This window comes from Neobacillus solisequens (assembly GCF_051233465.1).
Taxonomy (GTDB): Bacteria; Bacillota; Bacilli; order Bacillales; family Cytobacillaceae; genus Neobacillus.
Genome location: NZ_JBKFGJ010000013.1, coordinates 70,495 through 97,091, shown reverse-complemented (window position 1 = coordinate 97,091; position 26,597 = coordinate 70,495). Strand labels below are relative to the sequence as shown.

Sequence of the window (26,597 nt, the reverse complement as noted above, 5' to 3'; positions counted from 1 at the left end):
TTTACAAATAAAAGCGATTTGTTTACTATGAAATTATAAGGAGTGAAGAAAAATGACAACTTATTTATCACCATTTACATTTGAGAATGGTATCGAGCTTCGGAATCGTATTGTAATGGCACCGATGACGACATATTCTGCAAATCCAGATGATACAGTATCGGATGAAGAATTAGCATATTACGAAGAGCGCTCATATGGGGTAGGGGCAGTGATTACGGCGTGTACATACGTGATCGCAAACGGCAAAGGCTTCCCGGGCCAATTTGCTGCACATTCGGATTTATATATTAACAGTTTACGGAAAGTAGCACAGGCGATACATAAAGGTGGTGCCAAGGCGATTTTACAAATATATCACGGTGGTCGCCAGTCGCCTCGTGAACTTGTTCCAAACGGCGATGTTGTCAGTGCAAGTGATACAATTGCGGCAGATGGAGGCAAGGCACGTGCATTAACAATGGAGGAAATTCAAGATATCGTGAAGGCATTTGGTGAAACAACCCGCCGCGCTATTGAAGCAGGCTTTGATGGCGTTGAAATACACGGTGCAAATACGTATCTACTTCAACAATTTTTTTCTGGTCTAACAAACAAACGAGTAGATGAATACGGTGGTACACTTGAAAAACGGATGCGATTCCCATTAGAAGTAATAACAGAAGTGAATCGTATAAAACACCAATACGCAGATGATTCATTTATCGTTGGCTATCGATTCAGCCCGGAAGAGCCGGAAGAAGAGGGGATTACCCTCGATGATACAGTACAGCTTGTTGATCGATTAGCAAATGAACCACTCGATTATTTACACATTTCACTTGGAGATTTCCGTTCATTAGCCCGCCGTTATGAAGGTGAAAAAGAACAACGTGTCAAAATAATCCATCGTGTCATTGACGGACGTGTCCCGCTTATCGGTGTAGGTTCAATTTGTACGAAACAAGATGCTTTAGAAGCTATGGAAACAGGTGCAGAACTAGTAGCATTGGGCCGAGAATTATTAATTGAACCGCATTGGGTTGAAAAAATTATTGCAGGGGAAGAAATCATTACCGAAATGGATATGACACGAGATAATGTCATTCCTAGTCCATTGATGCGCATGATGCAAGCACACCCTGGTTGGGTAGCTGGTGTTAAATAGAGAAAGAAGATTAATAAAAATAACCTCTTAGGTATTCTTTACTTAAGAGGTTATTTTTTTTGAATGTTTTCTACTGTACTAAACTATCCAATTCCGGCTGCAATTTGTTCCGTAAAACAAACAGCATGATGGCTCCAACAAGGAATGCGACAGCATCCGCAATGACTAGTGACCAAACCACCCCGTGGAAGCCGTTCATTTGATTGGCGATAACCAACACAGGTATCAGAGTAATTCCTTGAATAATTGACATAATAAGCGCGGCAGTTCCTTGCGCTGTTGCTTGGAAGATCCCGGTAAACAATGAAGTCATTCCTGTAATGAACAAGGATAAATACGTCACATGTAGAATGAAGCTGCCCATCTCAATTAATTGCGGGTCATTAGTAAATAAACCAATTAAATGATCGGAAATCAAATAGACGATGATGCCGAACACGGCTGCTAACGCCACAATCGATTTAAAAGTAAATCCAATAGTCTTTTTCAAACGCAATTTATTCGCTGTAAAAGAGAAGGCAATCAGCGGTACGACTCCTTCGCATAAGCCCATCAGAATAAACTCAGGAAATTGCAATAAACGTGATGAAATTCCGTAAGCTGCTACGGCCTGATCTCCATATTCAACAAGAAAATGGTTAAAGATGAGCGACATTGCCCCCAAAAAGATACACATAATAAAGACGGGAATTCCGATTTTTAATACATTGCTAAGAATGTCCTTGGTAACCATAAACCATTTTACGGAGACAGTTAAGAATTGGCTCCTATATCCCATATGGAAGGCGTAGTATAAACTCGCAACCAAGTTAGAAATAACCGTAGCAGACGCAACGCCGATCACTCCCCAATGGAAGCCGAAAATGACTAGCGCATCGAGAAGAATATTCACAACAACACTGAGTACCATACCGATCATGGACGTGATTGCTTCCCCCTCCGAGCGAACGATATTCTCCAGCGTGAAGAATAATACGACGAACGGAGAACCAATAAGCATAATCGTTACATACTCCTTTGTGAACTTAAAGGAGTCAGGCGTTGCCCCAAGGTCACGAACGATTGAATCAATCAACGGGAGACCCACGGCCATCACGATTAGGCCTAGAATTAAACTGCTGTAAAAGGCGAATGAAGACACATGCTTTACATCATGATATTTTTTTTCTCCAAGTAAACGGGAGATAAATGTACCGCTGCCCATGCCAATCAAGTTGCCTAGTGCCATAATGATTGCGAATAACGGCAAGGTTAGTGCAAGTGCGGTTAACATGGCAGTATTGTGGAGTGTACCAAGGAAATAGGCATTCAGGATGGAATATATGACATTCATTGATGTGCCTAGCATCATCGGTACAGCAAAGTGAACTACGGCTTTTGTGACCGGTGCTTTTTCAAAGTAATAGAGGGTTTCTTTATCCATGATGGATCACCACTTTCATCAGATATTATGGTCTTCAATCTAACGGTGTAAGGTTGCATCTTACAGTGTTAGATGATATCATCAATCTAGAAACCTGTAAAGCAAAATCTTACACTGTTAGATAAAAGGGCGGATAACGATGAAAAAGCAACAGCCTCAGATTTCTGAGGATAAGATTCTGGAAACCTCATGGGAGCTTCTTGGAGAGGAGGGCATCGAAAAATTCAGCATGAGACGATTGGCCGATAGGCTTGGGATTCAGGCTCCATCTCTGTACTGGTACTTCAAGAACAAACAGAATCTCTACCAACGTCTGGCAAACCAGGTGTCGAAAATGATACTAGAGGAGTTTCACTCCGAGGGGGACTGGAAGGAGCAGTTGACAGGGCTTGCGGTAACAGTACGGAGCGTGCTCAGCCGATACCCCTGCTCCACGCAGATTATGATGATGACACTGCCTCATGAACCAGACATTATCCGGTTCACCAACCGAATGCTGCTCTGTGTGGAACATGCACCACTTAAGCAAGAGCAGAAATTTCAAGTGGTTACTACGCTTGTGAACTATGTTTTCTACTTCGTTTTAGACGATTATCAGCATGAGCGTAATGTCTCCGCTATCCTTAAGGACCAGGTAGAGCTTCCAGGTGAGGAGATGATTCACCTTCTTGACTCCATGAGCGAGACGGATGCGGGACTGTTCCGCAGGATGTTCACGAACGGGCTGTTTGAGCTAATGGGGACCGATGAGGCGTTTGATTTTGGTTTGAAGCTGATTCTATTTGGGGTTGAGCGGGTGATAGAGGAGCAGGAGAAGTCGATGTAAACACCTGGGTTGGAATAAGTATGGCCAATGTGATGTAAGCAACTGGAGCGGCATACGACTGCCTAGCGATTAGTTTTTCATAACAAAACGCTACGGAATCATTCATTCCATTAAAAGGCACGATTGATAGATCAAATCAAATTGGATTTGATCTATTTTATTTTTTTGATATAAAAATAAAAAGGTTGCTTTTTTAAAGGAATTTCCAAATAATAAATTGAGTTTATATTTAGCGATAATAACGACTGCGAGGATTTTTATGGAATTAATTACAAGTAAAGTGATCATTATTTCTATTTTTTTATTAATCATTACCATGATTGAGACATTAGCTTATTCCACCAGGATTTCAGGAGCTAGAGTGAAATTGATTGCCACAGCGCTGTCTTTGTTCAGCACTTTGGTCATTGTTTCAAGGTTTTCGACGATGATTCAGCAGCCTTTGACTGCAAAATTAATTGCTGAGGCACCAGGCATTCATAAATTACATTTTATTGAAGAGCAATACAGAATTTTAATTGGAGTCACATCTCTTGGTGTTCTGTTGGGAATTTTACTCTTTCCCACATTCATCAATATCTTTTCCCGTGCGATTGTTCAGCTTTCCAATCAACGGGGGTCGGTTATTGGGCTGTTCACAAAATATATAAATGCTAAGGGTTTCAAAAAAGTGATCATGTGTTTCAGACTGCCACGATTGTCATATTTAAAAGGAATTACCCTAAAAACAATTCCTAAACGTCTGTTTGTGATTAATGTCATCATTTCAGCTGTTTTTACAATTGGTGTTCTATCATCTATATATGCTTCATTGCTAGTACCAAAATATGCCCAGGCAGCACTTATGTCCTCTGGGATCATAAATGGTATTGCGACTATATTATTAACATTATTTATAGATCCCAAAGCTTCCGTATTGGCGGATCGAGTCATGAAGAAACAGAGTGATTATATCTACTTGAAGAGTTATTCCCTTACCATGATTAGTTCCAAATTTATAGGCACGATTGTTGCGCAACTTTTATTCATACCAGCGGCCTATTATGTAGCCTGGTTTGCTAAATGGATTTAATGAATAAAATTATATTAGAATAACATTGTAATGTAATTGTAATCTTGCTGTGACAGCATTGTTATCCTTTCCTTGTATAGTATGATTATCAAATCACTCAGAGGGGGAATAACAAATATGTTAAAGAAACTAGTCGCAGCATTAGCCATTACAGCAACTTTGACAACATCATTATTTGCCACATCGGGTGAAAAAGCAGAAGCGGCAACTTATCATACAAAAGCAATTTCAGTAGCAAAAGCCAATATTGGAGTTCCATATAAATGGGGTGGAATGTCACCAAGCGGATTTGACTGTTCGGGACTTGTAAAATACTCTTTTGGTAAAGCAGGAATCAATCTGCCACGTACCGCAGCGGACATGTTCTACACAAAAGGCTACCGTGTCGGATCATTACAAACTGGTGATTTAATGTTCTTTGCACCAACGAAGGCAAGCAAACCATCCCATGTTGCGATCTATGTGGGAGAGGGTAAAATGATCATGGCTTCATCCTCAAAAGGAGTCATGATTACTTACACAAGCAACAGCTACTGGAAACCAAAATATATTGGAGCAAAGCGCATCTAACGAGCATCGGCTTAGGCCGGTGCCTTTTTTATAAAGAGGTAAATTGTTAAAAAATTTAAAAAATATGATATACTATTTAAATATATGTTTTTAGTCAAATAGGGGAGTTGTCAAAAATGGTTGTTATTGGTGTTTTGGGGTCTAACCAATTTATTGAAGCTATTTCTGAATTTTACCCTTTGTTTCCTGAAATTACGTTTAATAACTATGTTTATAATTCGCCTTGGGGAATTGCCCATTTAATTGAAGATGCAGGGAAAGAAGTGGATTCTCTCCTGTTTTCCGGCGCAATAGCCAATTATTTTGGTCAAAAATCAGTCATTAAATATAACTTGTTGTCTACCTATGCCCCATTTAATGAGTTTGCAGTGTCCCTTTCACTATTTATCATTTATTATCATGAAAACATCCCGCTCGAAAAGATTTCAATTGACTTACCAAAGCGCTTTTTTTTGGATCAGGTCTTGACAGAACTTCAGATAGCAAGTGGCCCCATTTTTATTAAAGAATATCCTTGGATTTTTAATCTTGACAAGGAAGTATCACCGTTTGATTTTTCTAAATTTGTACAGTTCCACTCCGAACTGTATAAGGAGAAAAAAACACGATTCGCCTTAACCAGTATCCATGCGGTTCATGAAGAACTGCAGAAATTAGGAATTCCGTCAATCTATATGGTTCAAACAAAGCAATCGTTAAAAGAAGCATTGGAAAAAACGGTAACGTTGACAAAGTACAAGAAAACGAAAGAATCACAAATTGCTGTACTCTCCATAAAAGTTAATCAATATCCTGTTCATCAGGAAGAGCCTGTATTTCACCAGCAATTTCTCCACATTCTCGATGACGTGGCAAGACAACTAAATGCAAGAGTATCACATGACCACTGCCAGCCTTTTCTAATCTATACAAACCGGGGATCATTGGAAGCTGTCCAAAAAGAACGGTTGAAAAAAATTCTGGAACTTGAAGGGAGAATACATTCTACCTTAAAAATTGGGATTGGCTATGGTTATACCATGAATGATGCTGAAAAACATGCCAATCAAGCCTTATATTTTACTGAAAAACACTCTGAGGATAAAACAATCGTTTTCTTGCTTGATGAAGATAAAAAACTAACAGGGCCTTTTTTTGAAGAGGAAAAACAACTTTCTTTAAAAAACGAAGATAAAGAGATTCAACTATTGGCGGAGCAATTGAAAATGAATGCGAAAACGTTACTTAGATTTTTTGATTTCTTAAGGCTTAACCATTTCCGCTCCTTCTCCGCACAGGAATTTGCAGATTACTTGACTGTAAGCAGAAGGTCTGCTGAAAGGCTGATTAAGCGATTGCTCGAATCAGATTGTTTGTATATTTCGGGTGAAGAACAGCCATATGACCAAGGGCGTCCGCGCGCACTCTATAATATTTCTTCTAAACTGAAGATTTTTTTTAAAGTTAATTAAAAAGATTGATTTTTTAGAATTTACAGCATATTATAAAAATAATTAATTAGCGACATTAAAACGACATAAATAGTAGAGAAGGGGTAAATGACCATTGAAAATTGTGAAAGCGGATATTGTTGGTATTCACTTGCCATTAATAACACCCTTTATCATTTCATATGATACGTATGGCTCCATGGCATCAGTTATTGTAAGACTGGAAACGGATGATGGATTGGCTGGATATGGTGAGGCTGTACCTGATGAACATGTGACAGGTGAATCTTTTTTCAGCACAATCGAAGTGTTAAAGCATCAATTATTACCCGCTATAATGGGTGAAAGTCCCTTTGCCATTGAAAGAATTCACCACCTCATGGACGGACGAATTTATGCCAATCCGGCTGCAAAGGCAGCAATAGATATTGCTTGTTATGATTTAATGGGGAAATATACGGACAAGCCCATCTATGATTTAATTGGAGGCAAATTTCATGAACAGCTTACCTTTGCCAAAGTATTAAGCATTGAAGAGCCTGAAATCATGGCCGAGAAGGCAAAACAGGCGGTTGCACTAGGCTACAGTTCGTTAAAACTAAAGGTTGGGTTTGATTTATATAGTGATTTGGAACGGGTAAAGGCGGTTCGTGAAGCAGTAGGATATGAAGTGCCTATTCGAGTGGATGTCAATCAAGGCTGGAAACATTATGCAACGGCTGCTCAGGCATTGCCATTACTGGAACCACTTCGGATCTCCTGGTTGGAACAGCCGATTAAAATGGAAGACATCGACGGACTCTCTGAACTTAGAAAGAAAACCGTCATCCCAATAATGGCCGATGAAAGTGTGCATAATGGAACCCATCTTAATGAAATCATTAAGAAACATGCAGCGGATCTAATTAATATTAAATTAATGAAATGCGGCGGTATCTATCCAGCTATCCATATGGCAAAAACAGCCGAATATGCAGGAATCCAGTGCCAGGTAGGATCTATGGTTGAATCTTCGATTGGATCAGCAGCAGGGTATCATACTGCCATTGCCCGTAAAAACATCATCAGCACCGAATTGACGGGGCCGTTGCTTTTTAGCAAGGACATTGGCAACCTAGAGTATCGTATTCCATTTGTCTATCTAAGCGGAAAACCAGGATTGGGAATTGACGTGGATGCGAATACACTTGAAGAATTAACGGTAAAAAAAGAAACGGTACTATTCGGAAGTTTCAAATCCAAATAAAGTGAATGAGGGAAACCATGAGAACAGCCTTGGAGAAAATGAAACCAATCATTTACGAGATATTTGAATATCTGCATCAGCATCCTGAGTTAAGTTGGCAAGAAATAGAGACAACAAGGTTCATTTGTGACCTTTTACAAAAAAACGGTTGTCACGTAAGAACATTTACGGACCATACCGGAGTAGTCGGGGAATGGGGGGATGAAACAGGAGATTCAATTACAGTTGGGGTTCGTGCCGATATGGATTCGTTATGGCAAGAAGTCAATGGAGTTTTTCAGGCAAACCATTCCTGCGGACATGATGCGCACATGACGATGGTATTGGGAATGGTACTTCTATTGAAAGAATTAAATATAAAGCTTCCCGGTCGCCTTAAATTGATATTTCAACCGGCAGAGGAGATGGGTGATGGTGCTCTAAAAATGATTCAAAAACAGGTAATGGATGATATCGATTTTTTATATGGAGTTCATCTGCGCCCGATTCATGAACTTCCAAATGGAACTGCTTCACCAGGCATCATCCATGGAGCCGCCGAAACGGTTTCTGCCAGAATCATCGGATTTGACACTCATGGCGCCCGTCCCGACCTCGGCGTCAATGCTATTGAAGTTGTTGCAACCATTCTTGAACAATTAAAAGGGATCCGTTTAAACCCGTATGATTCCTATTCTGTAAAGATGACTCAAGTAAGTGCAGGGGGAGAAAACAAGAATATCATCCCTGGATCTGCCCAATTTCACCTCGATTTACGGGCGCAATCCAATGAAACAATGAATCATCTAGTAAAGAAAGTGGACCACATCATTCAGCATGTTGCCTATTTATACGATGTGAAAATAGATTACGATTATCAAGAAAAGGTGTATGCTGCGGTGTTGAATGAAGAAGCCCAACGAATGATGCGACAGGCAATTGCTGAAACATTAGGGGATAAGAACGTCATGCCACCGGTCGTTACACCTGGCGCGGAGGATTTTCATTTTTATACAAAAGAGCGTCCTCACATTAAAGCGGCAATGCTTGGATTGGGTTGTGATCTTGCACCCGGATTGCATCATCCGAATATGACCTTTGATCAGAGCGCCTTATTGAATGGAATTGAAATTCTAATGCGGACAGTTCTGAATACATTTGAACATTTTGCAGGGAAATCACGATAAAAATGGTTTGGGGGAGACGGTAAATGAAAAAGTATCTGTTTGCGATTGGGGCAATCTTTTTTATCATGATCATGGCAGCTTGCGGCGCCAGCAAAGAAACCAAGGGTTCTGCAGATGGCGGTACACTTAAGGCTATAAAAGACAAGGGCGAAATCAAAATAGCGATAGAAGGAGCCTATCCTCCTTACAACTACATCAACAAAAGTAACGAAATAGAAGGCTTTGATGTGGACATTTCTAATGAGGTTGCAAAGCGGCTAGGTGTCAATCCTGTCATTGTTGCCACTCCATGGGATAGTATGATACCTGCCCTCATGGGTAAAAAGTTTGATATTATCATTTCTGATATGGCGATCACCGAAGAACGGAAAAAGAAGGTTTCCTTTAGCAACAATTATTTCACAACAGGCAATCAGTTGTTTGTACCTCAGGGTTCCCCGATCAAAGTTCCCAAAGATATGAAGAATAAAAAAATAGGCGTAACGATTTCAACGACTGCCGCTGAAATGGCTACTAAAAATGGGGCTGATGTAAAGCTTTATAAAAATGACTTTCTGGCCTTTGAGGACTTGTCAGCAGGCAGACTGGACGGAGTGGCAACAGACCAGGGAGTCGGAGCAAAAATTATTATCGATCGACATTATACATTCCATGCAGTTAACGGGTTATTAAATACTGAGAAGGCGGGCATGACAATCCGAAAGGAAGATCATGAACTCCGGAAAGAGATTAATAAAGTTATAGCCGAGATGCAAAAAGACGGCAGTTTTGAGGCGATCAGTAAAAAATGGTTCGGAAAAGATATCCGATAGGGAGCTGAAAGAATGCTGGATTTTTCTCTTGTACAAGAATACGTTCCTTTTCTTCTAAAGGCATCCGTTACGACACTCGAAATATTTATTTGCTCTATCGCTTTAGGATTAGTCATGGGAGTCGTAATTGTCATCATGAAGATTTCGAAATTTAAGCCCTTGTCACTGTTTGCAAACTTCTATATATGGACACTACGAGGGACTCCCCTTTTAGTTCAATTATTTTTGGTTTATTTTGGGTTTCCGCAAATCGGGGTCGAATTGGCTCCGTTTCCTGCCTCCGTATTGGCACTGGGAATAAATGCCGGAGCTTATATTGCAGAAATTTTGCGTGGCGGGATCTTATCCATTCCAAAGGGTCAAATGGAAGCTGCCCAATCCCTTGGCTTAAGCTATCCCACTATTATGCGAAGAATTATATTCCCCCAGGCCTTCCGAGTCAGCATTCCGGCCATTGGCAATGAAGCAATTACACTATTAAAGGATTCATCATTGGCATCGCTTGTAACGGTATCAGAACTGATGATGACCTCACAAAGATTTGCCGCCTCCAATTATGCCTTTATTGAATTTTACATTACTGCAGCACTGATCTATTTAATTCTGACAACCATTCTATCATTCTTCTTAAGCAAGGTAGAGTTAAAATTGTCAATCAGTGAACATTAGAAAAGGAGGGCTATTGGATGTCAAATAGAGTGAAAGATCGTCTGCACCCCATTATACAAATAGAAAATGTCCATAAGAGCTTTAATCAGTTGGAGGTTTTAAAAGGGATTAATCTAAAGGTCTATCCCGGGGAAGTGGTGGCCCTCATTGGATCAAGCGGATCCGGAAAGAGTACGCTTCTTCGCTGCCTGAATGGTCTTGAGGTTTTAACGAGCGGCAAAATTGATATAGACGGTACAGAACTTAATTATTCCTCGAGGAGTATTCAACAGATTCGCCGAGAGGTAGGGATGGTTTTCCAGCAATTTAACTTATTCCCTCATCTGACTGTACTGGAAAATATAATTGAAGCACCGGTTCATGCCTTGAAAAAATCAAAGGTGGAAGCGACTGAAACAGCGTTATCACTTTTGGAAAAGGTTGGACTAAGAGATAAAAAGGATGTTTATCCGCGAAAACTTTCAGGTGGTCAGCAGCAGCGTGTTGCTATAGCAAGGGCACTGGCGATGTCTCCTAAAATTATGTTATTTGATGAGCCAACATCGGCACTCGACCCGGAACTGGTGAGTGAGGTTCTGGCTGTTATGAAGAACTTGGCCGAAGAAGGAATGACGATGCTGGTGGTCACACATGAAATGATGTTTGCCAAAGAAGTTGCCGACAGAGTCATTTATATGTGTGACGGTGTCATTGAGGAGCAGGGGTCACCTGCAGAGCTATTCACGAAGCCGAAAAGCGAGCGGTTAAAAAGCTTTTTAAAAAGGGTTGTATAAAAGCAGAAAACGGAAGTTGTTAATAAATGGTATGAAAAGGGGATTGTGGATGAATAAGGAAGAGATTACTATACGTGCCCTCGAAACCATTCATGATCTAGAAGAAGTCAGAGAGTTAGAAACGATGATTTGGAGTGAGTCGGAATCAACGCCAATTCATCAAACACTAACTGTAGTAAAAAATGGGGGCATCATACTAGGGGCATATATAAATCAGGAACTTATTGGTTTTCAATACAGCTTTCCCGGATTTAACGGGAAAAAGGCCTATTTATGTTCTCATATATTAGGGATCCATCCTGAATATAGAAAATGGGGTATTGGAGAAAAACTAAAGCAAAAGCAAAAAGAAGAGTCATTGAAAAAAGGGTATGATTTAATTACATGGACCTATGACCCGTTGGAAACAATCAATGGTTATTTGAATCTTCATAAGCTTGGAGCGAGATGCTCCGTCTATGCAGAAAACTGTTATGGCGAGATGAAAGATGGGTTAAATAGGGGGATGCCAACAGACCGATTCATAGTGGATTGGTGGATCCAGGATGAAGACGATCGAAAGCGAAACAAATATGAGATGGGAGAGTTTTGGGAAAATGAGTCCTTTGTCATCAAGGTATCCTATGATTCCCATGGTTATCCCTTACCATTAGAGACGGTTTTAGGAAAGGATTCAGAATCGGGGGTTCTTTTTGTCCCAGTACCGAGTGAGATACAAAAGTTGAAGAAAGATCGTCCAGAACTGGCATTATCATGGAGAATGAGTACCAGACAAGTTTTTACCGATTATTTCCAAAATGGTTGGAGTGCGGTTGATTTAGTAAGACGACAGTCTGAACCTGACCTTTGTTTCTATGTACTTAAACAAATAACACGATAGTAGGGGGTGTCCAAAAAGGGCATCCTCTTATATTTTGAACAATATATGAAACTTCCTCAAATCGGCGTTACACCTCTTTACATAGGGTAGGGGGGTATTGTAAATTAGATGAAAGGATAAAAAACATTCAATTAAGAAAGGAAGAAGAAAATGGAAAGAGTAACCCTAAATGTAAATGGAATGTCCTGTAATCATTGTGTAAAAGCAGTAGAAGGCAGCGTCGGCAAACTGGCCGGAGTCAGCTCTGTAAAAGTCAATCTAGATGCAGCTACTGTTGATGTCGAATATAATAAAGAAGTCGTTTCAATAGATGTCATCAAAGAAACCATTGATGATCAAGGATATGATATAGTATAATCTCCAAAAATTGAGGAGCTGGCTTCCAATGAGTCAATCTGTAAAAGAGACAAACCTGCAAATTTCCGGCATGACCTGTGCCGCCTGTGCCTCCAGAATTGAAAAAGGCTTAAACAAGCTTGCTGGTGTCGAGTCTGCTACAGTCAATCTTGCTTTAGAAAAATCGGCCATAAAATATGACCCGAATCAAATAAAAGTCGAAGACATCCAAAACAAAATCAAGGACTTGGGCTATGATGTTGTAACGGAAAAAGCTGAATTTGACATCACGGGGATGACTTGTGCTGCCTGTTCGGCCCGGATTGAAAAAGGACTTAATAAACTTGATGGTGTATTTAAAGCAAATGTTAATCTGGCTCTTGAAAAAGCAACCGTAGAGTTTAATGGAGCCGCTCTCCAACCTAGAGACATTGTGAAAAAGGTCGAAGCACTAGGCTACGGGGCTCACATAAAAGAAGAAGCAAAAGAAGCAGTCGATTATCGCCAACGAGAAATTGAAAAGCAAACAAGGAAGTTTATTTTCGCGGCAATCCTATCATTGCCATTATTGTGGACGATGGTTGGTCACTTTTCATTTACTTCCTTCATCTGGGTGCCCAATGTCATTATGAATCCATGGTTTGAGTTTGCACTAGCCACACCGGTACAATTTATCATTGGCGGACAATTTTATATTGGTGCTTATAAGGCACTTAAAAATAAAAGCGCTAATATGGATGTACTTGTTTCCCTAGGTACGTCAGCAGCCTATTTTTACAGCTTATACCAAACGTTTTTGTCAATGGGCGATGGCATGCATATGGTTGACCTGTATTATGAAACCAGTGCAGTCCTGATCACATTAATCCTGCTGGGTAAATTGTTTGAAGCAAAAGCGAAAGGCAGATCATCCGAGGCGATTAAGAAATTAATGGGACTTCAAGCTAAAACGGCAACTGTCAATCGTGACGGAGTCGAATTGGAAATCCCAATTGAAGAAGTAGTTGTTGGCGATGTCCTCTATATAAAACCCGGTGAAAAAATTCCGGTAGATGGAGCAATCCTAGAGGGGCAATCGGCAATAGATGAATCAATGTTAACAGGAGAAAGTGTTCCGGTTGATAAAAAAGCTGGAGACTCCGTTATTGGGGCGACCATTAATAAAAATGGTTTCTTAAAGATTCAAGCAACAAAAGTAGGACGAGATACAGCTTTAGCTCAAATCATAAAAGTCGTAGAGGAAGCACAAGGCTCAAAGGCACCAATCCAGCGGCTGGCTGATAAAATCTCAGGCATATTTGTACCAGTGGTCGTTTCACTGGCAGTCATCACCTTTATCATTTGGTACGCATGGGCAGCCCCTGGTGACTTCCCAGAGGCTCTCCAAAAATTAATCGCTGTTCTCGTAATTGCTTGCCCATGTGCATTGGGTCTTGCAACACCAACATCGATTATGGCCGGCTCCGGAAGGGCTGCAGAATACGGTATTCTGTTTAAAGGCGGAGAACACCTAGAAATGACGCACCGAATTTCCACGGTTGTCCTTGATAAAACCGGTACAGTCACAAATGGTACACCTGTATTAACAGACATACTTCCTGATAGTCCAATTATGACATCAGACTTTTTAATGCTGGTGGGATCCGGAGAAAAATTATCAGAACACCCGATTGCTCAGGCAATCGTTCAAGGGATAAAAGATAAAGGAATCTCACTTAAAGACCCTGAAGCATTTGAAGCTATCCCGGGTTTTGGAATTAAAACAGTTGTAGAGGGAAAACAATTACTTGTCGGAACGAGAAAGTTAATGGAGCAGTATAACATATCCATTAATAGGATCCTACCGCAAATGGAAGAACTAGAAAAAACAGGAAAAACAGCTATGTTAACGGCAATAGACGGGAAATATGCTGGAATGGTGGCTGTGGCAGATACCATTAAAGAAACTTCAAAAACAGCCATTGAGCGTCTGAAAAATATGGGGCTTGATGTCATCATGATCACCGGTGACAACCACCAAACAGCTCAAGCTATTGCCTCTCAAGCTGGAATTGACCATGTAATTGCTGAAGTTCTACCTGAGGGTAAAGCTGATCAGATTAAGAACCTGCAGTCACAAGGGAAGAAAGTCGCCATGGTTGGCGACGGTATCAATGATGCCCCCGCATTGGCGATTGCCGATATTGGCATGGCGATAGGAACAGGAACAGATGTTGCCATGGAAGCAGCTGATATCACGCTGATTCGCGGTGACTTAAACAGCATTGCCGATGCCATTTTCATGAGCAAAAAAACCATTACCAATATTAAGCAAAACCTTTTCTGGGCATTAGCCTATAATTCTTTGGGCATCCCGATTGCAGCTCTTGGATTTTTGGCACCATGGCTAGCTGGTGCCGCCATGGCCTTCAGTTCGGTTTCGGTTGTTCTAAATGCTTTACGACTGCAAAAAGTAAAATTATAAACATACGTTTAACAAGGGTTGGCATTTATTGTCAGCCTTTTTGTTATGCTGAAAAATAATTCTGTCAAGGTTTCTCCATACATTCTCAATATTATTAGCTTATAATGAAGATTGAAATTCCTGTGTGTTAAATCTAAGGAGTAATGAGATGAAAAGATTAATGGAAATAAGAATATCAACCAAACTAGGATTGCTTTTCAGCGGAATTTTTGTCGTATTGCTTCTTATTATGGGATCCATATTTTATGGAGTCTTCCTTAACGTTTTCGAAGATTATATTAAACAGGATTTGCTTGTAAGAGGAAAAAATCACGCTGAGGTACTAGAAGGAAGATTTAATAAAGAAACAATCATGCATGTGATTAGAATGGAAAAAGGGGCAACGACAAAAGTCGTCATTACTGATCCATCACAAAGGGTTATTGACTCTTCAACATCTTTGGATCTAGATATGAAACAACATTTATTACCAAAACAAAAGACGGTGAAAGACAGCTTATTGATAGAAAGTGATTGGAAACATCACGATTATATGATATCTGTTTCTCCCATTGGAAAAACAGAAGGATATGTGTATATGTATTATCCTTCTAAAATTTTAAGAGAAATTGTCCTTGTTTTAAGTGTTTTCATGTTGATTGCGAGTATTGGGATTGTATTTTTGGCTTTAGGATTAATAGGGATCTTATCTAGAAGGCTAACTCAACCTCTTCTCATGATGAAAGATGCAACAAATAAAATGTCAATGGGGCAATATCAACAAAAGATTTTGGTGACTGGAAATGATGAGATTGCTCAACTAGGAAAGTCGATACAGACGTTGGGCGAACAACTTGCCTATTATGAGAATAGCAGGAATGAATTCTTGGCATCTGTGTCACATGAGCTTCGCACCCCTTTAACCTATATGAAAGGATATAGCGATATCCTAAATAAAGGGTTGGTGAAAAATCCCGAAGAACAAGGTAATTATTTGAAGATTATTAATAAAGAGGCTGTAAGAATTTCTGCTCTAGTAAATGATTTATTTGAAATGAGTAAATTCCAGGCAGGGAAATTTGAAATAGACACAGAGTTAACAAATATAAACCCTTTAATTGAAAAAGTTGTGGCAAATTTTAAACCAGAATTAACAAAGAAGGGCTTGGAATTGGAAGTTAACCTAACAACTCTCCCGAAGGTCATGATCGATCCAAAAAGAATGGAACAAGTATTTTACAACTTAATTGAAAATGCCATTAAATATTCGATTCAAGGCAGGATTACGATTAGCTCCTATCAGACAAAGGATTTTGTGAAGGTGAAAATAACGGATACAGGAATTGGAATTCCCCAGGATGATTTACCGAAAATTTGGGATAGTTTTTATCGTGTAGATCAGTCTCGAACCAGGATGACGGGAGGGACAGGTTTGGGATTATATGTTGTCAAAAAAATTGTGGAAGCTCATGGCGGCCAAATCATGGTTGAAAGTAGTTTGAATCACGGTACCACTTTCTTAATCTCCCTTAAGAGGTTGATTCTTGAAAAATAAATCATATAGGAGAAACTTTAAAATGAACATTCTGCTGGTAGATGATGAATTTGAAATGAGGCAGCTTGTCCGTCTTTATTTGCAGCAAGATAACTATTCAATTGATGAAGCAGAAAACGGCTTGGAAGCTTATGAGAAAGTGAAAAATAACCGTTTTGATTTAATGATTCTTGATGTGATGATGCCTCTTTTGGATGGGTGGCAAACGATTGAAAAAGTAAGAGAAATATCCGATATACCTGTCATCATGCTCACAGCAAAAGGAACAGTACAAGATAAAGTGACTGGGTTAACCAGAGGTGCAGATGATTATTTGGTAAAACCTTTTGAGGGTGAGGAACTATTGGCGAGAGTCAAAGCGTTGCTGCGCAGGACCCTATCAAAGGAGGAAGGTTTGGAAATCTTAAAATATAGGGGAATCACATTAAATATAGCATCCCGTGATGTTAAGTATATAGACCAGAAAATAAACTTAACTCAAACTGAGTTTGACATATTAAAAGTTCTCATTGAACATAAGGGTCAGGTGTTATCCAGGGAACAACTTGTTGAGTTAATCTGGGGGATTGAGTTTATGGGGGAAGATCGCACAGTGGATTCCCATATTAAAAACCTTCGGGATAAATTGAAATGGTCAGGTATCGAACAACAACCTATCAAAACCGTCTGGGGTATCGGATATAAAGTCGAATAAGGTGAGGAAATGAAAAAAATATTACCGATGATTTTTCTCGTATTGTTAATTGTACTTGGAATCTCACTATTAATTTTTGTATTAAGAATGACCTGGTTTCCGCCAACTTCCATGGGGATGATGATGGGGAAGGACATGATGTTTCATCACATGTATTTTTGGTTTTCTCAGGTATTCATTATTTGTACACTCAGTTTTGCTTTGATTTTTTTAGTTTGGAAGCTTGTAAACAAGAATAAATCTAAACGTTGATTCCAACTTCGATTAGGGTGATCGTATGTATACTGTTTTAAGCAAAATAAGTACTTTTCTGAGTCAGCCGTTTTTTTCGATTGCAAATAGTTTAGAATCCTGGCCACTTGTTTTTGCATTACTATTGGGGCTTGTAGGGGCACTTGCCCCTTGTCAATTGACGGGTAATATTAGCGCAATCACTTTGTATGGAAACCATTCACTTCAAAGGAAGATTGTGTGGAAGGACGTATTTCACTTTCTCTTAGGTAAAGTAGTGGCATTCTCGCTATTAGGTGGGTTAGTTTGGGTGCTCGGGAACGGAATTGAACAGAGACTCACCTTGTATTTTCCTTGGATGCGAAAAATTATGGGTCCGATCTTAATGATGGTGGGAGTCTATATGCTGGGGTTAATAAAATTAAGAGGAACATTTAAACTGTTTAATTCAAAGAAAGAGTATGAGAGTAATAGCAGATTTGGCTCCTTTATGCTTGGATTTAGTTTTTCCTTAGCTTTTTGTCCCACCATGTTTATTCTGTTTTTTGTTACATTAATGCCGGTGGTAGTATCCAACTCATATGGTTTTATTCTCCCTTCCATTTTTGCATTGGGAACAGCTTTGCCGCTTTTTGTAATTCTTCTTATGATCTGGTATCTCGGAGGCAGTGGCGTGTTAATGAAAAAAAGCCGAAAATTTGGCACCACTGTTCAACGAATCGCGGGTATATTTATGCTAATCCTTGGCTTTTTAGATACCCTAACCTATTGGTCAATGTAATGTGAGGGATTTTTTAAAGATTAATTGAACCGTATTCATTTTAGCGTTTAGGAAAGGGGCAAGTTTATGAGCGTAAAAAATATTTGCATTATTCTGTTGACTCTAATGATTGAGGGAGCGATCACATATATTGCTGCCTTAAAATTTTCGGTTCGATTTATCGAGTTAATGTTTTTTCTCAGGTTTGTTTTTTACTGCCATTAGTTTTTACTTTTCAAGTAGCGGGGGAAAGATTTCGGAACTGCATTCATCCCAACTAAGTGGACAAACTGGTCTTATTCAAAAAAAGGAGCCTTTTGTATTCAAAAAAGGTCCCATCTTTATTGCTTCTACCCTTTTCCTACTCGTAGGTTTGATCATATTCGTACTCCTTGTTTCTGGTGTTATACGACCTGAAGTTTCTTAATAATATCTAAGTAGAAAAGCATTTGTTCTTTTAAATCTGCTAACTTTTATGTCATAGTGGGGTGATTATCCACATAAAAAATGTTGTAATCTTTAACTTATTTGGTTTCTACATTTGACTACTCTCTTTTCATTAAAAACTCAGTTGAAAATATCCCTTATATAGATTAATATTTTAACTGATATTTATTGGAAAGTAGGAGAATCATGAAAAAAGTATGTGGGATTTTACTAGCTAGTGGACTAATTTTAGGTGTATCTTATTCATCAACAAATGTTGCTGAAGCTAGTACTAAAATTATTACCTATAAGAACTGTACTGAATTAAACAAAGTCTATAGGGGTGGAGTCGCTCGAAGCGCTTCTGTAAAAAACAAAGGTGGTAAAACTTATTATAAACCTTTTGTGTCTCAAGCACTTTATGATGCAAATAAAAGTAAAGATCGTGATCATGACTTTATTGCATGTGAAAAATAAGATTTTAATACCTTTTTTAGATTCCTTTCGTACCAAAGACTAATTAATAGCTTATTTTCTCAGAGGCTATTCAATTAGATAATGGTCAGTTTAACATAATAAGGAAAAAGTTCAAGAGCACAAAATATCCAAGTTTTTTACATGACTTGTGTATTTTGTGCTCTTTTATATTCATGAAAATGACAGTTTATCGAAGAAACTGGTTCAATTGTTAATATTGAGAAACAAAAAAGAATCTTAAGAAAAAGTCTTAAAGCTCCCTTTTTTTTAAAGAATATTTTATTTTTGGTAGGTTATTGTATATTTCTAGAAAACAATAAAACTCCATTTTTTCTTCATAATCCTTTAATAAAATTGAATTATAAATAGAAAAGGAGATGAAAGAAATGAAAAAGTTGGCAGTTGGTATTTTAAGTGCAAGCTTAATTTTGGGAGTTGGTACTGTGGTCTTTGCTCAAAGTAACGGGGATGGAAATGGAACTTTTAACTTTGGACAAATGAAACCCTACATGGAAAAAATGCATCCTGATTTAACGGAAAAAGAGTTAAAGGATATGTATGAAGCTTGTCATGGAACAAATGGAGCAATGCCCAGCAAGACGTTTCAAAAAATGAGCACAGAAAACATGGACAATATGATGAGCAAGTTTTAACTAGGTTTTGAGAACAAGAAGTTACTGGTATTTTGCTAAAAATTGTAATTAGACTGGGACTGACACATAATTGTCAGTCCTTTTACATTTATTCACTATAAACAACTTTTATACTGAATGTAAGGGTTATAAAAATTCAGATTCTTAAGGTGAATAGTATGAACAATATTCTACTAATTGAAGATGAGGAAAGCGTCGCTGAGGTCATAAAAGGGTATCTGGAAAAAGAAGGGTATCAAGTCTATTGTGCTGTTAAGGGATTAATTGGGGTAGATCTATTTAAATCAGTAGAGTTTAACCTTGTCATACTTGATTTGATGCTTCCGGATATTAGTGGGGAGGAAGTTTGCAAAATTATTCGCAACAGTTCAGATGTTCATATTTTTATGCTAACTGCAAAAGGTTCATTAAATGACAAGATTGAGGGTTTAAATCTTGGTGCAGATGAATATTTAGTGAAGCCGTTGAGTCCTAGAGAGTTAACGGCACGAGTAAATGCTCTTTTTAGAAGATTAAATGGTCTTGTTCCCTCAGCAAGTGTAGTTTATGATGACGGCTATTTAATAATTGATTGTGATAAAAGAGCAATAAAGATTAAACATGAAGAGATTCCTTTCACACCCAATGAGTTTGACATATTAAGGGTTCTTGCAATGAATAAAGGTAAAGTGTTATCAAGAGATCAACTCATTCATCAAGTATATGGAGAAGATTATGGTGGATTTGATAGAACCATTGATGTCCACATTAAAAATATCCGAAAAAAAATAGAAGAGGATACAAAAAATCCAAAATATGTTGTGACTGTTTTGAAGGCAGGATATAAATTTGGTGGTGAAGGGTAGTGCATTCAATCAGTAAACGACTAAGTATTTTAATGTTTATTTGTACATTTGCTGCCATTCTTCTTATTACATTATTCGTTAATATCACTGTAACGAGCAAATTTAATCAATACATGGTAGATATCCAAAATAATCGGTATCAAAGGATTGTCACTTATTTTGAAGACGCCTATAAAAGAGATGGAAAGTGGACAGAGAATACAGGGATTGAGTTAATGCATGAAGCGTATATGGGAAATTATTGTTTAACGCTTATGGATCAAGATAAAAATCCGGTGTGGGGAATGAATCCAAAGGAAATTAAGAAACAAATGAGCAATGCATCCATGCCTGTAAAAAATACAGGAGTTTATAGGACTAAAACGTACCCTATTCATGTTCATCATAAAAAAGTTGGGTATGTCAGTATCGGGCAGTATTCATCGGTCCTCTTAACAGAGGAAGATCAAAACTTTAAGGCATCCATTAATAAAAGTATTGTAGCCAGTGCAGTCATAACACTGTTCATTATTGTTAGTCTAAGCCTCTATTTTTCCAAACAATTTTCAATCCCAATTCGTGAAGTGGCAAAAATGTCAGTTAGACTTTCAGGTGGGAATTATCATACAGAGATCCATAAAAAAAGTAACATAAAAGAGCTTGAAGATTTAAGAAATAGTATCAATGTTTTGGCGTCCAAGTTAAAATATCAAGATACGCTTAGGAAAAGGTTAGTTTCGGATATCTCGCATGAAATAAGGACTCCGCTAAATGTCCTTCAAAATAATCTAGAAGCAATGATCGATGGTGTTTTTCTTGTCACAACTGAAAAATTGTCTTATTTAAATGAAGAAGTGATTCGGTTTGGTAAACTAGTTAATAACCTCAATCTATTAAAAGAGTTCGAATCTGAAGGTGCCAAATTTCATTATGAAATCACTTTTCTCGATGAGATTATTACAGATACATGCAATCAATTTTATTTGGTTGCTGAGCAAAAAGGCATTAAATTGCAATATACGATACAACCAAACAATAAATACCGAGTTTTCGCTGATAAGGATCAATTAAAACAAGTATTTATTAATTTAATTTCTAATTCTCTAAAATTCACTAAAAAGGGTGGCACGATCCTCGTTAACTTATATGAAACGGATCATGAGATTGTGGCTGAGGTAATTGATAATGGGATCGGGATTGAGAAGGAAGATTTACCATATATATTTGAAAGACTTTACCGGGGAGATATGAGCAGAAATCAAATTGAGGGTACTGGAATAGGATTAACCATTGTGAAAAATATTTTAGAACATCATAATGCTATTTCTAAAATTGAAAGTGACATTGGCAAAGGTACAAGGTTTACTATTTTTTTTCAAAAAACTAGAGTATAGAAAAAAGAGCTTTGAACAGGACCCAACCTAATCAAAGCTCTCTTTTCTGTTATGATAGATTACTTAAGAAATTTACTTCTGATTTCTTCTAGGTTAACTGCATTCAGATCATCCACAGCAACAATCAACCCAATTAAATCTTCTTCATTAAGATAAATTCCATAAGTACCTGACTTATCAATCGTAAATTCTACATTTGTTACTCCTTGTTTTCCGCTAAAATCAGTGACCATTTCTTTTGTATTAGCATTCATGATTAAAAAATATCCATCATTCTGGTCAAACTGCGTTAAATCAAATGACATTTTTGTCTTAAGTCCTCTATTTACGACCATAACGATGGGCTCTAATTCATATCCGATTCCCTTAACAACAAAATTTTTCTCGTTATTTACTACTTGTACTTTCTTAATCAATCGATCAGTAGTTACTTTGCTAAGGTCATCTCCATAAATACTGGGTTTTGATTGTGCTTGAGTTTGACTGCTAGTAGATTTCGTCGAAGAATCTATTCCGGTTGCATCGCTCTTGGTAACAGATACATTTTTTAAATCATCGACCACTTTAATGGTGCCCCGCTTCATTCCCATCCAACAACTGAATGGTATATCTTCATCACCAGGTGTAAATTCAATAATGTTTTTTCCATCCTGCAGTTTTTGTTGGATATTCATATCAGGGACGACGATTGTATTATTACAGCCAGTAAGCTGTTCAGCGTCCACCACCCATTTAACCGGAATTCCCTTCTTTACATACAAAGTATTCGGAGTATAGCCATAAACATTTGCTTTCATATTGACCACTTGTATGCCATCTTTTATGGTAGCTTTAACGGCATTATTTGAATTGGCTCCATTTTTTCCAAAGGCTCCCACATTGGACAGCATTGTAGTAGGGCCAATATTCATTCCTGCTAAAGCAAGACCACGATTGCTCATGATCAACCCAAGCACAACAATTAATATTCCGCTGAATTTGAGGATTTTCTTTGTATAACCCTTACTCAACAGTCCAGATAAAGCACCAAAGGTTAACATTAGCGGTACAGTCCCGATTGCAAACATAAACATGGAAAGAGCGCCACTAAGTGCACTGCCAGTTCCTAGAGCGTAAATTTGCATGGTTTGCAGAGGACCGCAAGGCATTAGACCATTTAATAGTCCTACAAAAAAGGGTGTTCTCGGTTTCGGTTTTTGCATTACTTTTCTTACTGACACAGGTATAGGTAATTTGAGATTCAACTTTCTGAAAATACCAAATCCCGCCATGTTGAACCCCATGATAATCATAAATACTCCTGCAAATAGTTGCAGTCCTGCTTTCACTGTTAAGGACATCGCAAAAACAGAACCAATTGCACCGATGATTCCTCCAATTAATGTATAGGCCACAACACGGCCAAGATTATATAAAAGGGCAGGCTTTATGGCTTCCCATTTACTTTGACTTTCATTTTTTATCGTCTGTGAAAGCATAATCCCCCCGCACATCCCGACACAATGGAGTGAAGTAATCACGCCAACAACAAATAATACAGCGTAGGAGGCATTATTGAGTCTATCATCCATATTAAAACTTCCGGTATTGATTCCGAGTAAAACAACGGCAGCAATAATAATGAAGATTCCAATTAATTTATAGCCTTTTGCATTTTCAGTACTATAACCAACATGGTGAATGGCTTCTTTTATTTGGCTAATGCTACAGTGGTCCTCATCGAAAGTAACTTCGGCATATTGACCGGTAAAACTTGCCTGTGCTTCTGTTACCCCTTTCAATTTCTTAACTGCTCTAACTACCCTGTTTTCGCAGGAATTACAGGTCATATCGTATACTTTCAGCTTGATTTTTTTTAGCCTCATACAAGCCCCTGCTTTCTTATGTATTTAACAATCTTTCTTTATTAAATTATAAGAAATGGATATGTTGGCGGTATGAAGAATATAGCCTGCCAGTGAACAAAATGTGGAAAAAATAGTAACACTTCATGAACGAATTTTTTAGATTGGCTTTGTTAAACTTGTCTGTTGATTTCCGCTCTAGGTGCAAGCGGTTCGTGGGCGTTTCGGCGAGGCTCTTCGGCGCTTGCGCCTGTGGGGTCTCTCCAGAACCCAACTCCCACAGGACATTGATTTTCTTCTTAGAATTCGCCCACGTACGAAGGAAATGCGTTAGCATTTTCAAGGAATCTTCGCACCTTCCGCTCCAATCAACAGAGTGTAAAAAATCAACACTGTTCTTTAATACAGCCTTTTGATTAAAAAATAATATATTTTTCCTTGTCCTGTGTACTATTTTTGCATGCTTCTGCTTAAAGATGTAACAATGAGTATTCAATAGGGGTGGCTTCCATGAATATCGACGGTGTTTTTTCCGGAGGTGGCATCAAAGGTTTTGCTTTAATTGGAGCCTATGAAGAAATTGAGAGCAGGGGTTTGCGGTTTGTCAGGGTTGCCGGCACTAGTGCCGGATCGATAATTGCAGCATTAATTGCTGCAGGATATACCAGTAAGGAAGTTTACGAGTTAGTGGATGCTGTTGAGTTATCTAAAATGTTGGATGCACGTAAAACGATTATTCCTTTCAAACTGGCAAAATGGATGTTTTTATATTGGAAGCTGGGGCTATATAAAGGAAATGAGCTGGAAAAATGGATAAAAGAAAAATTGGAAGCAAAAGGGTTAAGAACCTTTTCTGACTTACCACCAAAAGCATTGAGGGTAATTGCCTCTGATCTTTCAAATGGCCAAATGATTGTGTTGCCGGATGATCTAGAGAAGTATGGGATTTCACCTGGTTCATTTTCAATTGCAAAGGCGATTCGAATGAGCTGTAGTATACCTTATTTCTTTGAACCTGTTAAAATACGCACTGCGGATGGGATGAATATGGTAGTGGATGGCGGTGTTTTAAGTAATTTTCCCATGTGGTTATTTGATAAGGAAAATGTTAAAAAAGTACGCCCCGTACTGGGAATTAAGCTAAGTTCAAATGAATATGAGCATGAAAAACATAAAATTGCTAATGCCATTGAGCTTTTCGAGGCACTATTTGAAACCATGAAAGATGCTCATGATGCTAGGTATATATCAAAAAAACATGCTTCAAATATTATTTTCATACCCACTGACGGAATTCTTTCCATTGAGTTTCACTTAACAGAAACCAAGAAGCAAGAGTTAGTTCAGTTAGGGCGGGAGCATGCAAGAAAATTCTTAAATCAGTGGGGGTATTAAAAAGAAAAAATCGGGCCCTTTAAAAGGAAGCCCGATTTTTCTTTTTGTTTTTTTTGCCGTCAATCACAGTAAGATGTGCAGGGGATTTCTTTTTTGTCTTGTTTTTCTTTAATGTTGTTAATGACCCGAGAGAGGAGGTCTTTATATTAGTATCTCCACCCTTTTGATGCAGACGTTTTTTTGACTTTTTGGCAGCTTTAATAAATGCCCTCTGCTCTTTTTTCTGAGGGGTTGAAGTTGAAAATTTCCGAAAGAGGAAATAAATCAATAAACCAATTACAGCAAAAATGGCTATATTTTGAATAAAACCAGCCGGGTCAGACGTAATGGTACTAAACAGACCTAATAAGGCCAAAATAATAAGTCCCCAAACTACAAAAAGTGATGTCCGATTTTTCAAGAAAGCCACCTCCCTAAGAGCATCATAAGCATTTTTTTAATCTTTTAAACACTTAAATATAAAGTTTAAACAATTTCTTCGCTGTCACATTTACTTTGAGATTCATTTTCCCTTCTAAGCAATTCCTTAAATGATAAAATGGCCACTTCCACTTGTTCATCATTAGGCTCCTTAGTCGTTAATAACTGAAGCCAAAGTCCGGGAAGACCAAGATATTTTAAAATAGGAAGATCCCGCAACTTATTGGTCAATTGTAGAATTTCAAAGGAAATTCCTAATACAACAGGAATTAACAAAAGGCGATCTACAATTCGTAGCCATAATGGAGTCGTTGGAACCAACATATAAACAAATACACCGACAATGACCGTAAATAAAATAAAACTGCTTCCGCACCGGTAGTGAAGACGGGAGTGAGCCTGAACATTTTCAATCGTCAATTCCGCTCCTGCTTCGTAGGTATTAATTACTTTATGCTCAGCACCGTGGTATTGAAACACCCTTTTGATTAAAGGGGTTAAGGAAACGAAATAAATATATCCAAGCAATAGAATCAATTTAAATAATCCTTCGACTAACACCTGTTCAAAATCGGATGGAAAGATTGGTTTTGTTAAGACAGCAAGAAAGACGGGAATTAGAGTAAAAGCAAATTTTCCAAAAAGGAATGAAATAACCCCAATGACGGCTACTCCGAGGTACATAGTTAATTTGGACACTTCTTTTTCTTTTATTGTCTCGTCATCTTTTGGATCAACATCATATCTCTCAGTGGAAAAATTCAAGTGTTTGGAGCCATTCGCACTAGCTTCAATTATGGAGATGATCCCGCGAATAAAGGGGATTTTCTTTACTATTGATAAAAATGAAGAATTAGCTTTTCGGGGCAAATGATAATATTCAACAGAATGGTCTTTTCTGCGAACAGCCGTTACATAATGGTACTTGCCTCCAAACATGACTCCTTCAACGACCGCCTGGCCGCCATAGATATTCTTTTGTGTATTAGACATCTGTATTCACACCAACCTATTCCAAAGTTGCCCATATCAGAAAAAAATCTGTATGTACTTACTTTAATTCTACTAGAAAAGTGAAAAAACCTCTAGGAAATGACTTTATATTTCCAGTTATTTAAGAAAAATTTTTTA

26 protein-coding genes are annotated in these 26,597 nt (G+C 38.2%); 22 read left to right on the top strand and 4 right to left on the bottom strand.

Translation table 11 applies throughout. From position 1 onward, the window contains the following. Nucleotides 1–52 precede the first annotated feature (52 nt). On the top strand, nt 53–1,147 hold the full coding sequence (locus ACI3K6_RS14230; protein WP_435555347.1) for an NADH-dependent flavin oxidoreductase: 1,095 nt from the start codon (nt 53–55) through the stop codon (nt 1,145–1,147). A gap of 70 nt (nt 1,148–1,217) precedes the next feature. Here ACI3K6_RS14230 and ACI3K6_RS14225 read toward each other — a convergent pair whose 3' ends face one another. Beyond that, nucleotides 1,218–2,570, bottom strand: a complete 1,353-nt coding sequence (locus tag ACI3K6_RS14225) for an MATE family efflux transporter (protein ID WP_435555346.1) — start codon at nt 2,568–2,570, stop codon at nt 1,218–1,220. 139 nt (nt 2,571–2,709) lie between these two features. On the opposite strand from ACI3K6_RS14225, the gene ACI3K6_RS14220 reads away from it, so the two are divergent. The 20 genes from ACI3K6_RS14220 (at nt 2,710) to ACI3K6_RS14125 (ending at nt 21,807) form a co-directional block, all read left to right on the top strand. Further along, nucleotides 2,710–3,396 (top strand): TetR/AcrR family transcriptional regulator, encoded by a 687-nt coding sequence (locus ACI3K6_RS14220; RefSeq protein WP_435555345.1) that lies wholly within the window; start codon nt 2,710–2,712, stop codon nt 3,394–3,396. 259 nt (nt 3,397–3,655) lie between these two features. Next, on the top strand, nt 3,656–4,468 hold the full coding sequence (locus ACI3K6_RS14215; protein ID WP_435555343.1) for a lipid II flippase Amj family protein: 813 nt from the start codon (nt 3,656–3,658) through the stop codon (nt 4,466–4,468). 117 nt (nt 4,469–4,585) lie between these two features. Continuing rightward, the gene (locus ACI3K6_RS14210) at nt 4,586–5,038 is read left to right on the top strand and encodes a C40 family peptidase (RefSeq protein ID WP_435555342.1); all 453 of its coding nucleotides are present in this window, start codon (nt 4,586–4,588) and stop codon (nt 5,036–5,038) included. A gap of 116 nt (nt 5,039–5,154) precedes the next feature. Next, complete coding sequence (locus tag ACI3K6_RS14205) at nt 5,155–6,489, top strand: hypothetical protein (RefSeq protein ID WP_435555341.1); 1,335 nt, start codon at nt 5,155–5,157, stop codon at nt 6,487–6,489. A gap of 94 nt (nt 6,490–6,583) precedes the next feature. After that, the gene (locus ACI3K6_RS14200; protein ID WP_435555340.1) at nt 6,584–7,714 is read left to right on the top strand and encodes a mandelate racemase/muconate lactonizing enzyme family protein; all 1,131 of its coding nucleotides are present in this window, start codon (nt 6,584–6,586) and stop codon (nt 7,712–7,714) included. Nucleotides 7,715–7,731: 17 nt separating this feature from the next. Next, nucleotides 7,732–8,880, top strand: a complete 1,149-nt coding sequence (locus ACI3K6_RS14195) for a M20 peptidase aminoacylase family protein (RefSeq protein WP_435555339.1) — start codon at nt 7,732–7,734, stop codon at nt 8,878–8,880. Nucleotides 8,881–8,903: 23 nt separating this feature from the next. Then, nucleotides 8,904–9,692, top strand: a complete 789-nt coding sequence (locus ACI3K6_RS14190) for a transporter substrate-binding domain-containing protein (protein ID WP_435555338.1) — start codon at nt 8,904–8,906, stop codon at nt 9,690–9,692. Nucleotides 9,693–9,704: 12 nt separating this feature from the next. Then, nucleotides 9,705–10,361: an amino acid ABC transporter permease gene (locus ACI3K6_RS14185; protein WP_435555337.1), complete on the top strand. Its 657-nt coding sequence runs from the start codon at nt 9,705–9,707 to the stop codon at nt 10,359–10,361. 50 nt (nt 10,362–10,411) lie between these two features. Beyond that, nucleotides 10,412–11,134 (top strand): amino acid ABC transporter ATP-binding protein, encoded by a 723-nt coding sequence (locus tag ACI3K6_RS14180; protein ID WP_435555381.1) that lies wholly within the window; start codon nt 10,412–10,414, stop codon nt 11,132–11,134. 49 nt (nt 11,135–11,183) lie between these two features. Next, complete coding sequence (locus tag ACI3K6_RS14175; RefSeq protein ID WP_435555336.1) at nt 11,184–12,014, top strand: GNAT family N-acetyltransferase; 831 nt, start codon at nt 11,184–11,186, stop codon at nt 12,012–12,014. A 150-nt stretch (nt 12,015–12,164) separates the two neighbouring features. Then, the gene (gene copZ / locus ACI3K6_RS14170; protein WP_335476300.1) at nt 12,165–12,371 is read left to right on the top strand and encodes a copper chaperone CopZ; all 207 of its coding nucleotides are present in this window, start codon (nt 12,165–12,167) and stop codon (nt 12,369–12,371) included. A gap of 28 nt (nt 12,372–12,399) precedes the next feature. After that, nucleotides 12,400–14,814, top strand: coding sequence for a heavy metal translocating P-type ATPase (locus ACI3K6_RS14165; protein ID WP_435555335.1), 2,415 nt, complete (start codon nt 12,400–12,402; stop codon nt 14,812–14,814). Between the two features lie 148 nt (nt 14,815–14,962). Beyond that, nucleotides 14,963–16,348: a sensor histidine kinase gene (locus tag ACI3K6_RS14160; protein WP_435555334.1), complete on the top strand. Its 1,386-nt coding sequence runs from the start codon at nt 14,963–14,965 to the stop codon at nt 16,346–16,348. A gap of 22 nt (nt 16,349–16,370) precedes the next feature. Continuing rightward, nucleotides 16,371–17,042, top strand: a complete 672-nt coding sequence (locus tag ACI3K6_RS14155) for a response regulator transcription factor (RefSeq protein WP_435555333.1) — start codon at nt 16,371–16,373, stop codon at nt 17,040–17,042. Nucleotides 17,043–17,051: 9 nt separating this feature from the next. Then, entirely contained in the window at nt 17,052–17,294 is a 243-nt protein-coding gene (locus ACI3K6_RS14150) for a hypothetical protein (RefSeq protein WP_335476293.1), read from the top strand. 25 nt (nt 17,295–17,319) lie between these two features. Further along, nucleotides 17,320–18,054 (top strand): urease accessory protein UreH domain-containing protein, encoded by a 735-nt coding sequence (locus ACI3K6_RS14145; protein WP_335476291.1) that lies wholly within the window; start codon nt 17,320–17,322, stop codon nt 18,052–18,054. Between the two features lie 612 nt (nt 18,055–18,666). Beyond that, nucleotides 18,667–18,936: an excalibur calcium-binding domain-containing protein gene (locus ACI3K6_RS14140; RefSeq protein ID WP_435555332.1), complete on the top strand. Its 270-nt coding sequence runs from the start codon at nt 18,667–18,669 to the stop codon at nt 18,934–18,936. A gap of 386 nt (nt 18,937–19,322) precedes the next feature. Then, a complete protein-coding gene (locus ACI3K6_RS14135; protein ID WP_435555331.1) occupies nt 19,323–19,589 on the top strand; it encodes a hypothetical protein in 267 nt (88 codons plus the stop codon). A gap of 158 nt (nt 19,590–19,747) precedes the next feature. Beyond that, nucleotides 19,748–20,434, top strand: a complete 687-nt coding sequence (locus ACI3K6_RS14130; RefSeq protein ID WP_335476281.1) for a response regulator transcription factor — start codon at nt 19,748–19,750, stop codon at nt 20,432–20,434. Beyond that, entirely contained in the window at nt 20,434–21,807 is a 1,374-nt protein-coding gene (locus ACI3K6_RS14125) for a sensor histidine kinase (protein WP_435555330.1), read from the top strand. Before ACI3K6_RS14130 ends, ACI3K6_RS14125 begins: the two co-directional genes overlap by 1 nt. A gap of 59 nt (nt 21,808–21,866) precedes the next feature. Here the strand turns inward: ACI3K6_RS14125 and ACI3K6_RS14120 are convergent, their stop codons facing one another. Further along, nucleotides 21,867–23,672: an urease accessory protein UreH domain-containing protein gene (locus tag ACI3K6_RS14120; RefSeq protein WP_435555329.1), complete on the bottom strand. Its 1,806-nt coding sequence runs from the start codon at nt 23,670–23,672 to the stop codon at nt 21,867–21,869. A 489-nt stretch (nt 23,673–24,161) separates the two neighbouring features. On the opposite strand from ACI3K6_RS14120, the gene ACI3K6_RS14115 reads away from it, so the two are divergent. Beyond that, nucleotides 24,162–25,046 (top strand): patatin-like phospholipase family protein, encoded by an 885-nt coding sequence (locus ACI3K6_RS14115; RefSeq protein WP_435555328.1) that lies wholly within the window; start codon nt 24,162–24,164, stop codon nt 25,044–25,046. A 19-nt stretch (nt 25,047–25,065) separates the two neighbouring features. Here ACI3K6_RS14115 and ACI3K6_RS14110 read toward each other — a convergent pair whose 3' ends face one another. Together ACI3K6_RS14110 and ACI3K6_RS14105 are read right to left on the bottom strand one after the other, a co-directional pair. Beyond that, nucleotides 25,066–25,455, bottom strand: coding sequence for an SA1362 family protein (locus tag ACI3K6_RS14110; RefSeq protein ID WP_335476273.1), 390 nt, complete (start codon nt 25,453–25,455; stop codon nt 25,066–25,068). Between the two features lie 56 nt (nt 25,456–25,511). After that, on the bottom strand, nt 25,512–26,459 hold the full coding sequence (locus ACI3K6_RS14105) for a DUF1385 domain-containing protein (protein WP_435555327.1): 948 nt from the start codon (nt 26,457–26,459) through the stop codon (nt 25,512–25,514). Nucleotides 26,460–26,597: the final 138 nt, after the last annotated feature.

Coding starts and splice junctions, on each gene's coding strand:
- ACI3K6_RS14230 (WP_435555347.1), top strand. CDS start 53: ATGACAACTTATTTATCACCATTTACATTTGAGAATGGTATCGAGCTT.
- ACI3K6_RS14225 (WP_435555346.1), bottom strand. CDS start 2,570: ATGGATAAAGAAACCCTCTATTACTTTGAAAAAGCACCGGTCACAAAA.
- ACI3K6_RS14220 (WP_435555345.1), top strand. CDS start 2,710: ATGAAAAAGCAACAGCCTCAGATTTCTGAGGATAAGATTCTGGAAACC.
- ACI3K6_RS14215 (WP_435555343.1), top strand. CDS start 3,656: ATGGAATTAATTACAAGTAAAGTGATCATTATTTCTATTTTTTTATTA.
- ACI3K6_RS14210 (WP_435555342.1), top strand. CDS start 4,586: ATGTTAAAGAAACTAGTCGCAGCATTAGCCATTACAGCAACTTTGACA.
- ACI3K6_RS14205 (WP_435555341.1), top strand. CDS start 5,155: ATGGTTGTTATTGGTGTTTTGGGGTCTAACCAATTTATTGAAGCTATT.
- ACI3K6_RS14195 (WP_435555339.1), top strand. CDS start 7,732: ATGAGAACAGCCTTGGAGAAAATGAAACCAATCATTTACGAGATATTT.
- ACI3K6_RS14190 (WP_435555338.1), top strand. CDS start 8,904: ATGAAAAAGTATCTGTTTGCGATTGGGGCAATCTTTTTTATCATGATC.
- ACI3K6_RS14185 (WP_435555337.1), top strand. CDS start 9,705: ATGCTGGATTTTTCTCTTGTACAAGAATACGTTCCTTTTCTTCTAAAG.
- ACI3K6_RS14175 (WP_435555336.1), top strand. CDS start 11,184: ATGAATAAGGAAGAGATTACTATACGTGCCCTCGAAACCATTCATGAT.
- copZ (WP_335476300.1), top strand. CDS start 12,165: ATGGAAAGAGTAACCCTAAATGTAAATGGAATGTCCTGTAATCATTGT.
- ACI3K6_RS14165 (WP_435555335.1), top strand. CDS start 12,400: ATGAGTCAATCTGTAAAAGAGACAAACCTGCAAATTTCCGGCATGACC.
- ACI3K6_RS14160 (WP_435555334.1), top strand. CDS start 14,963: ATGAAAAGATTAATGGAAATAAGAATATCAACCAAACTAGGATTGCTT.
- ACI3K6_RS14155 (WP_435555333.1), top strand. CDS start 16,371: ATGAACATTCTGCTGGTAGATGATGAATTTGAAATGAGGCAGCTTGTC.
- ACI3K6_RS14150 (WP_335476293.1), top strand. CDS start 17,052: ATGAAAAAAATATTACCGATGATTTTTCTCGTATTGTTAATTGTACTT.
- ACI3K6_RS14145 (WP_335476291.1), top strand. CDS start 17,320: ATGTATACTGTTTTAAGCAAAATAAGTACTTTTCTGAGTCAGCCGTTT.
- ACI3K6_RS14140 (WP_435555332.1), top strand. CDS start 18,667: ATGAAAAAAGTATGTGGGATTTTACTAGCTAGTGGACTAATTTTAGGT.
- ACI3K6_RS14135 (WP_435555331.1), top strand. CDS start 19,323: ATGAAAAAGTTGGCAGTTGGTATTTTAAGTGCAAGCTTAATTTTGGGA.
- ACI3K6_RS14130 (WP_335476281.1), top strand. CDS start 19,748: ATGAACAATATTCTACTAATTGAAGATGAGGAAAGCGTCGCTGAGGTC.
- ACI3K6_RS14120 (WP_435555329.1), bottom strand. CDS start 23,672: ATGAGGCTAAAAAAAATCAAGCTGAAAGTATACGATATGACCTGTAAT.
- ACI3K6_RS14115 (WP_435555328.1), top strand. CDS start 24,162: ATGAATATCGACGGTGTTTTTTCCGGAGGTGGCATCAAAGGTTTTGCT.
- ACI3K6_RS14105 (WP_435555327.1), bottom strand. CDS start 26,459: ATGTCTAATACACAAAAGAATATCTATGGCGGCCAGGCGGTCGTTGAA.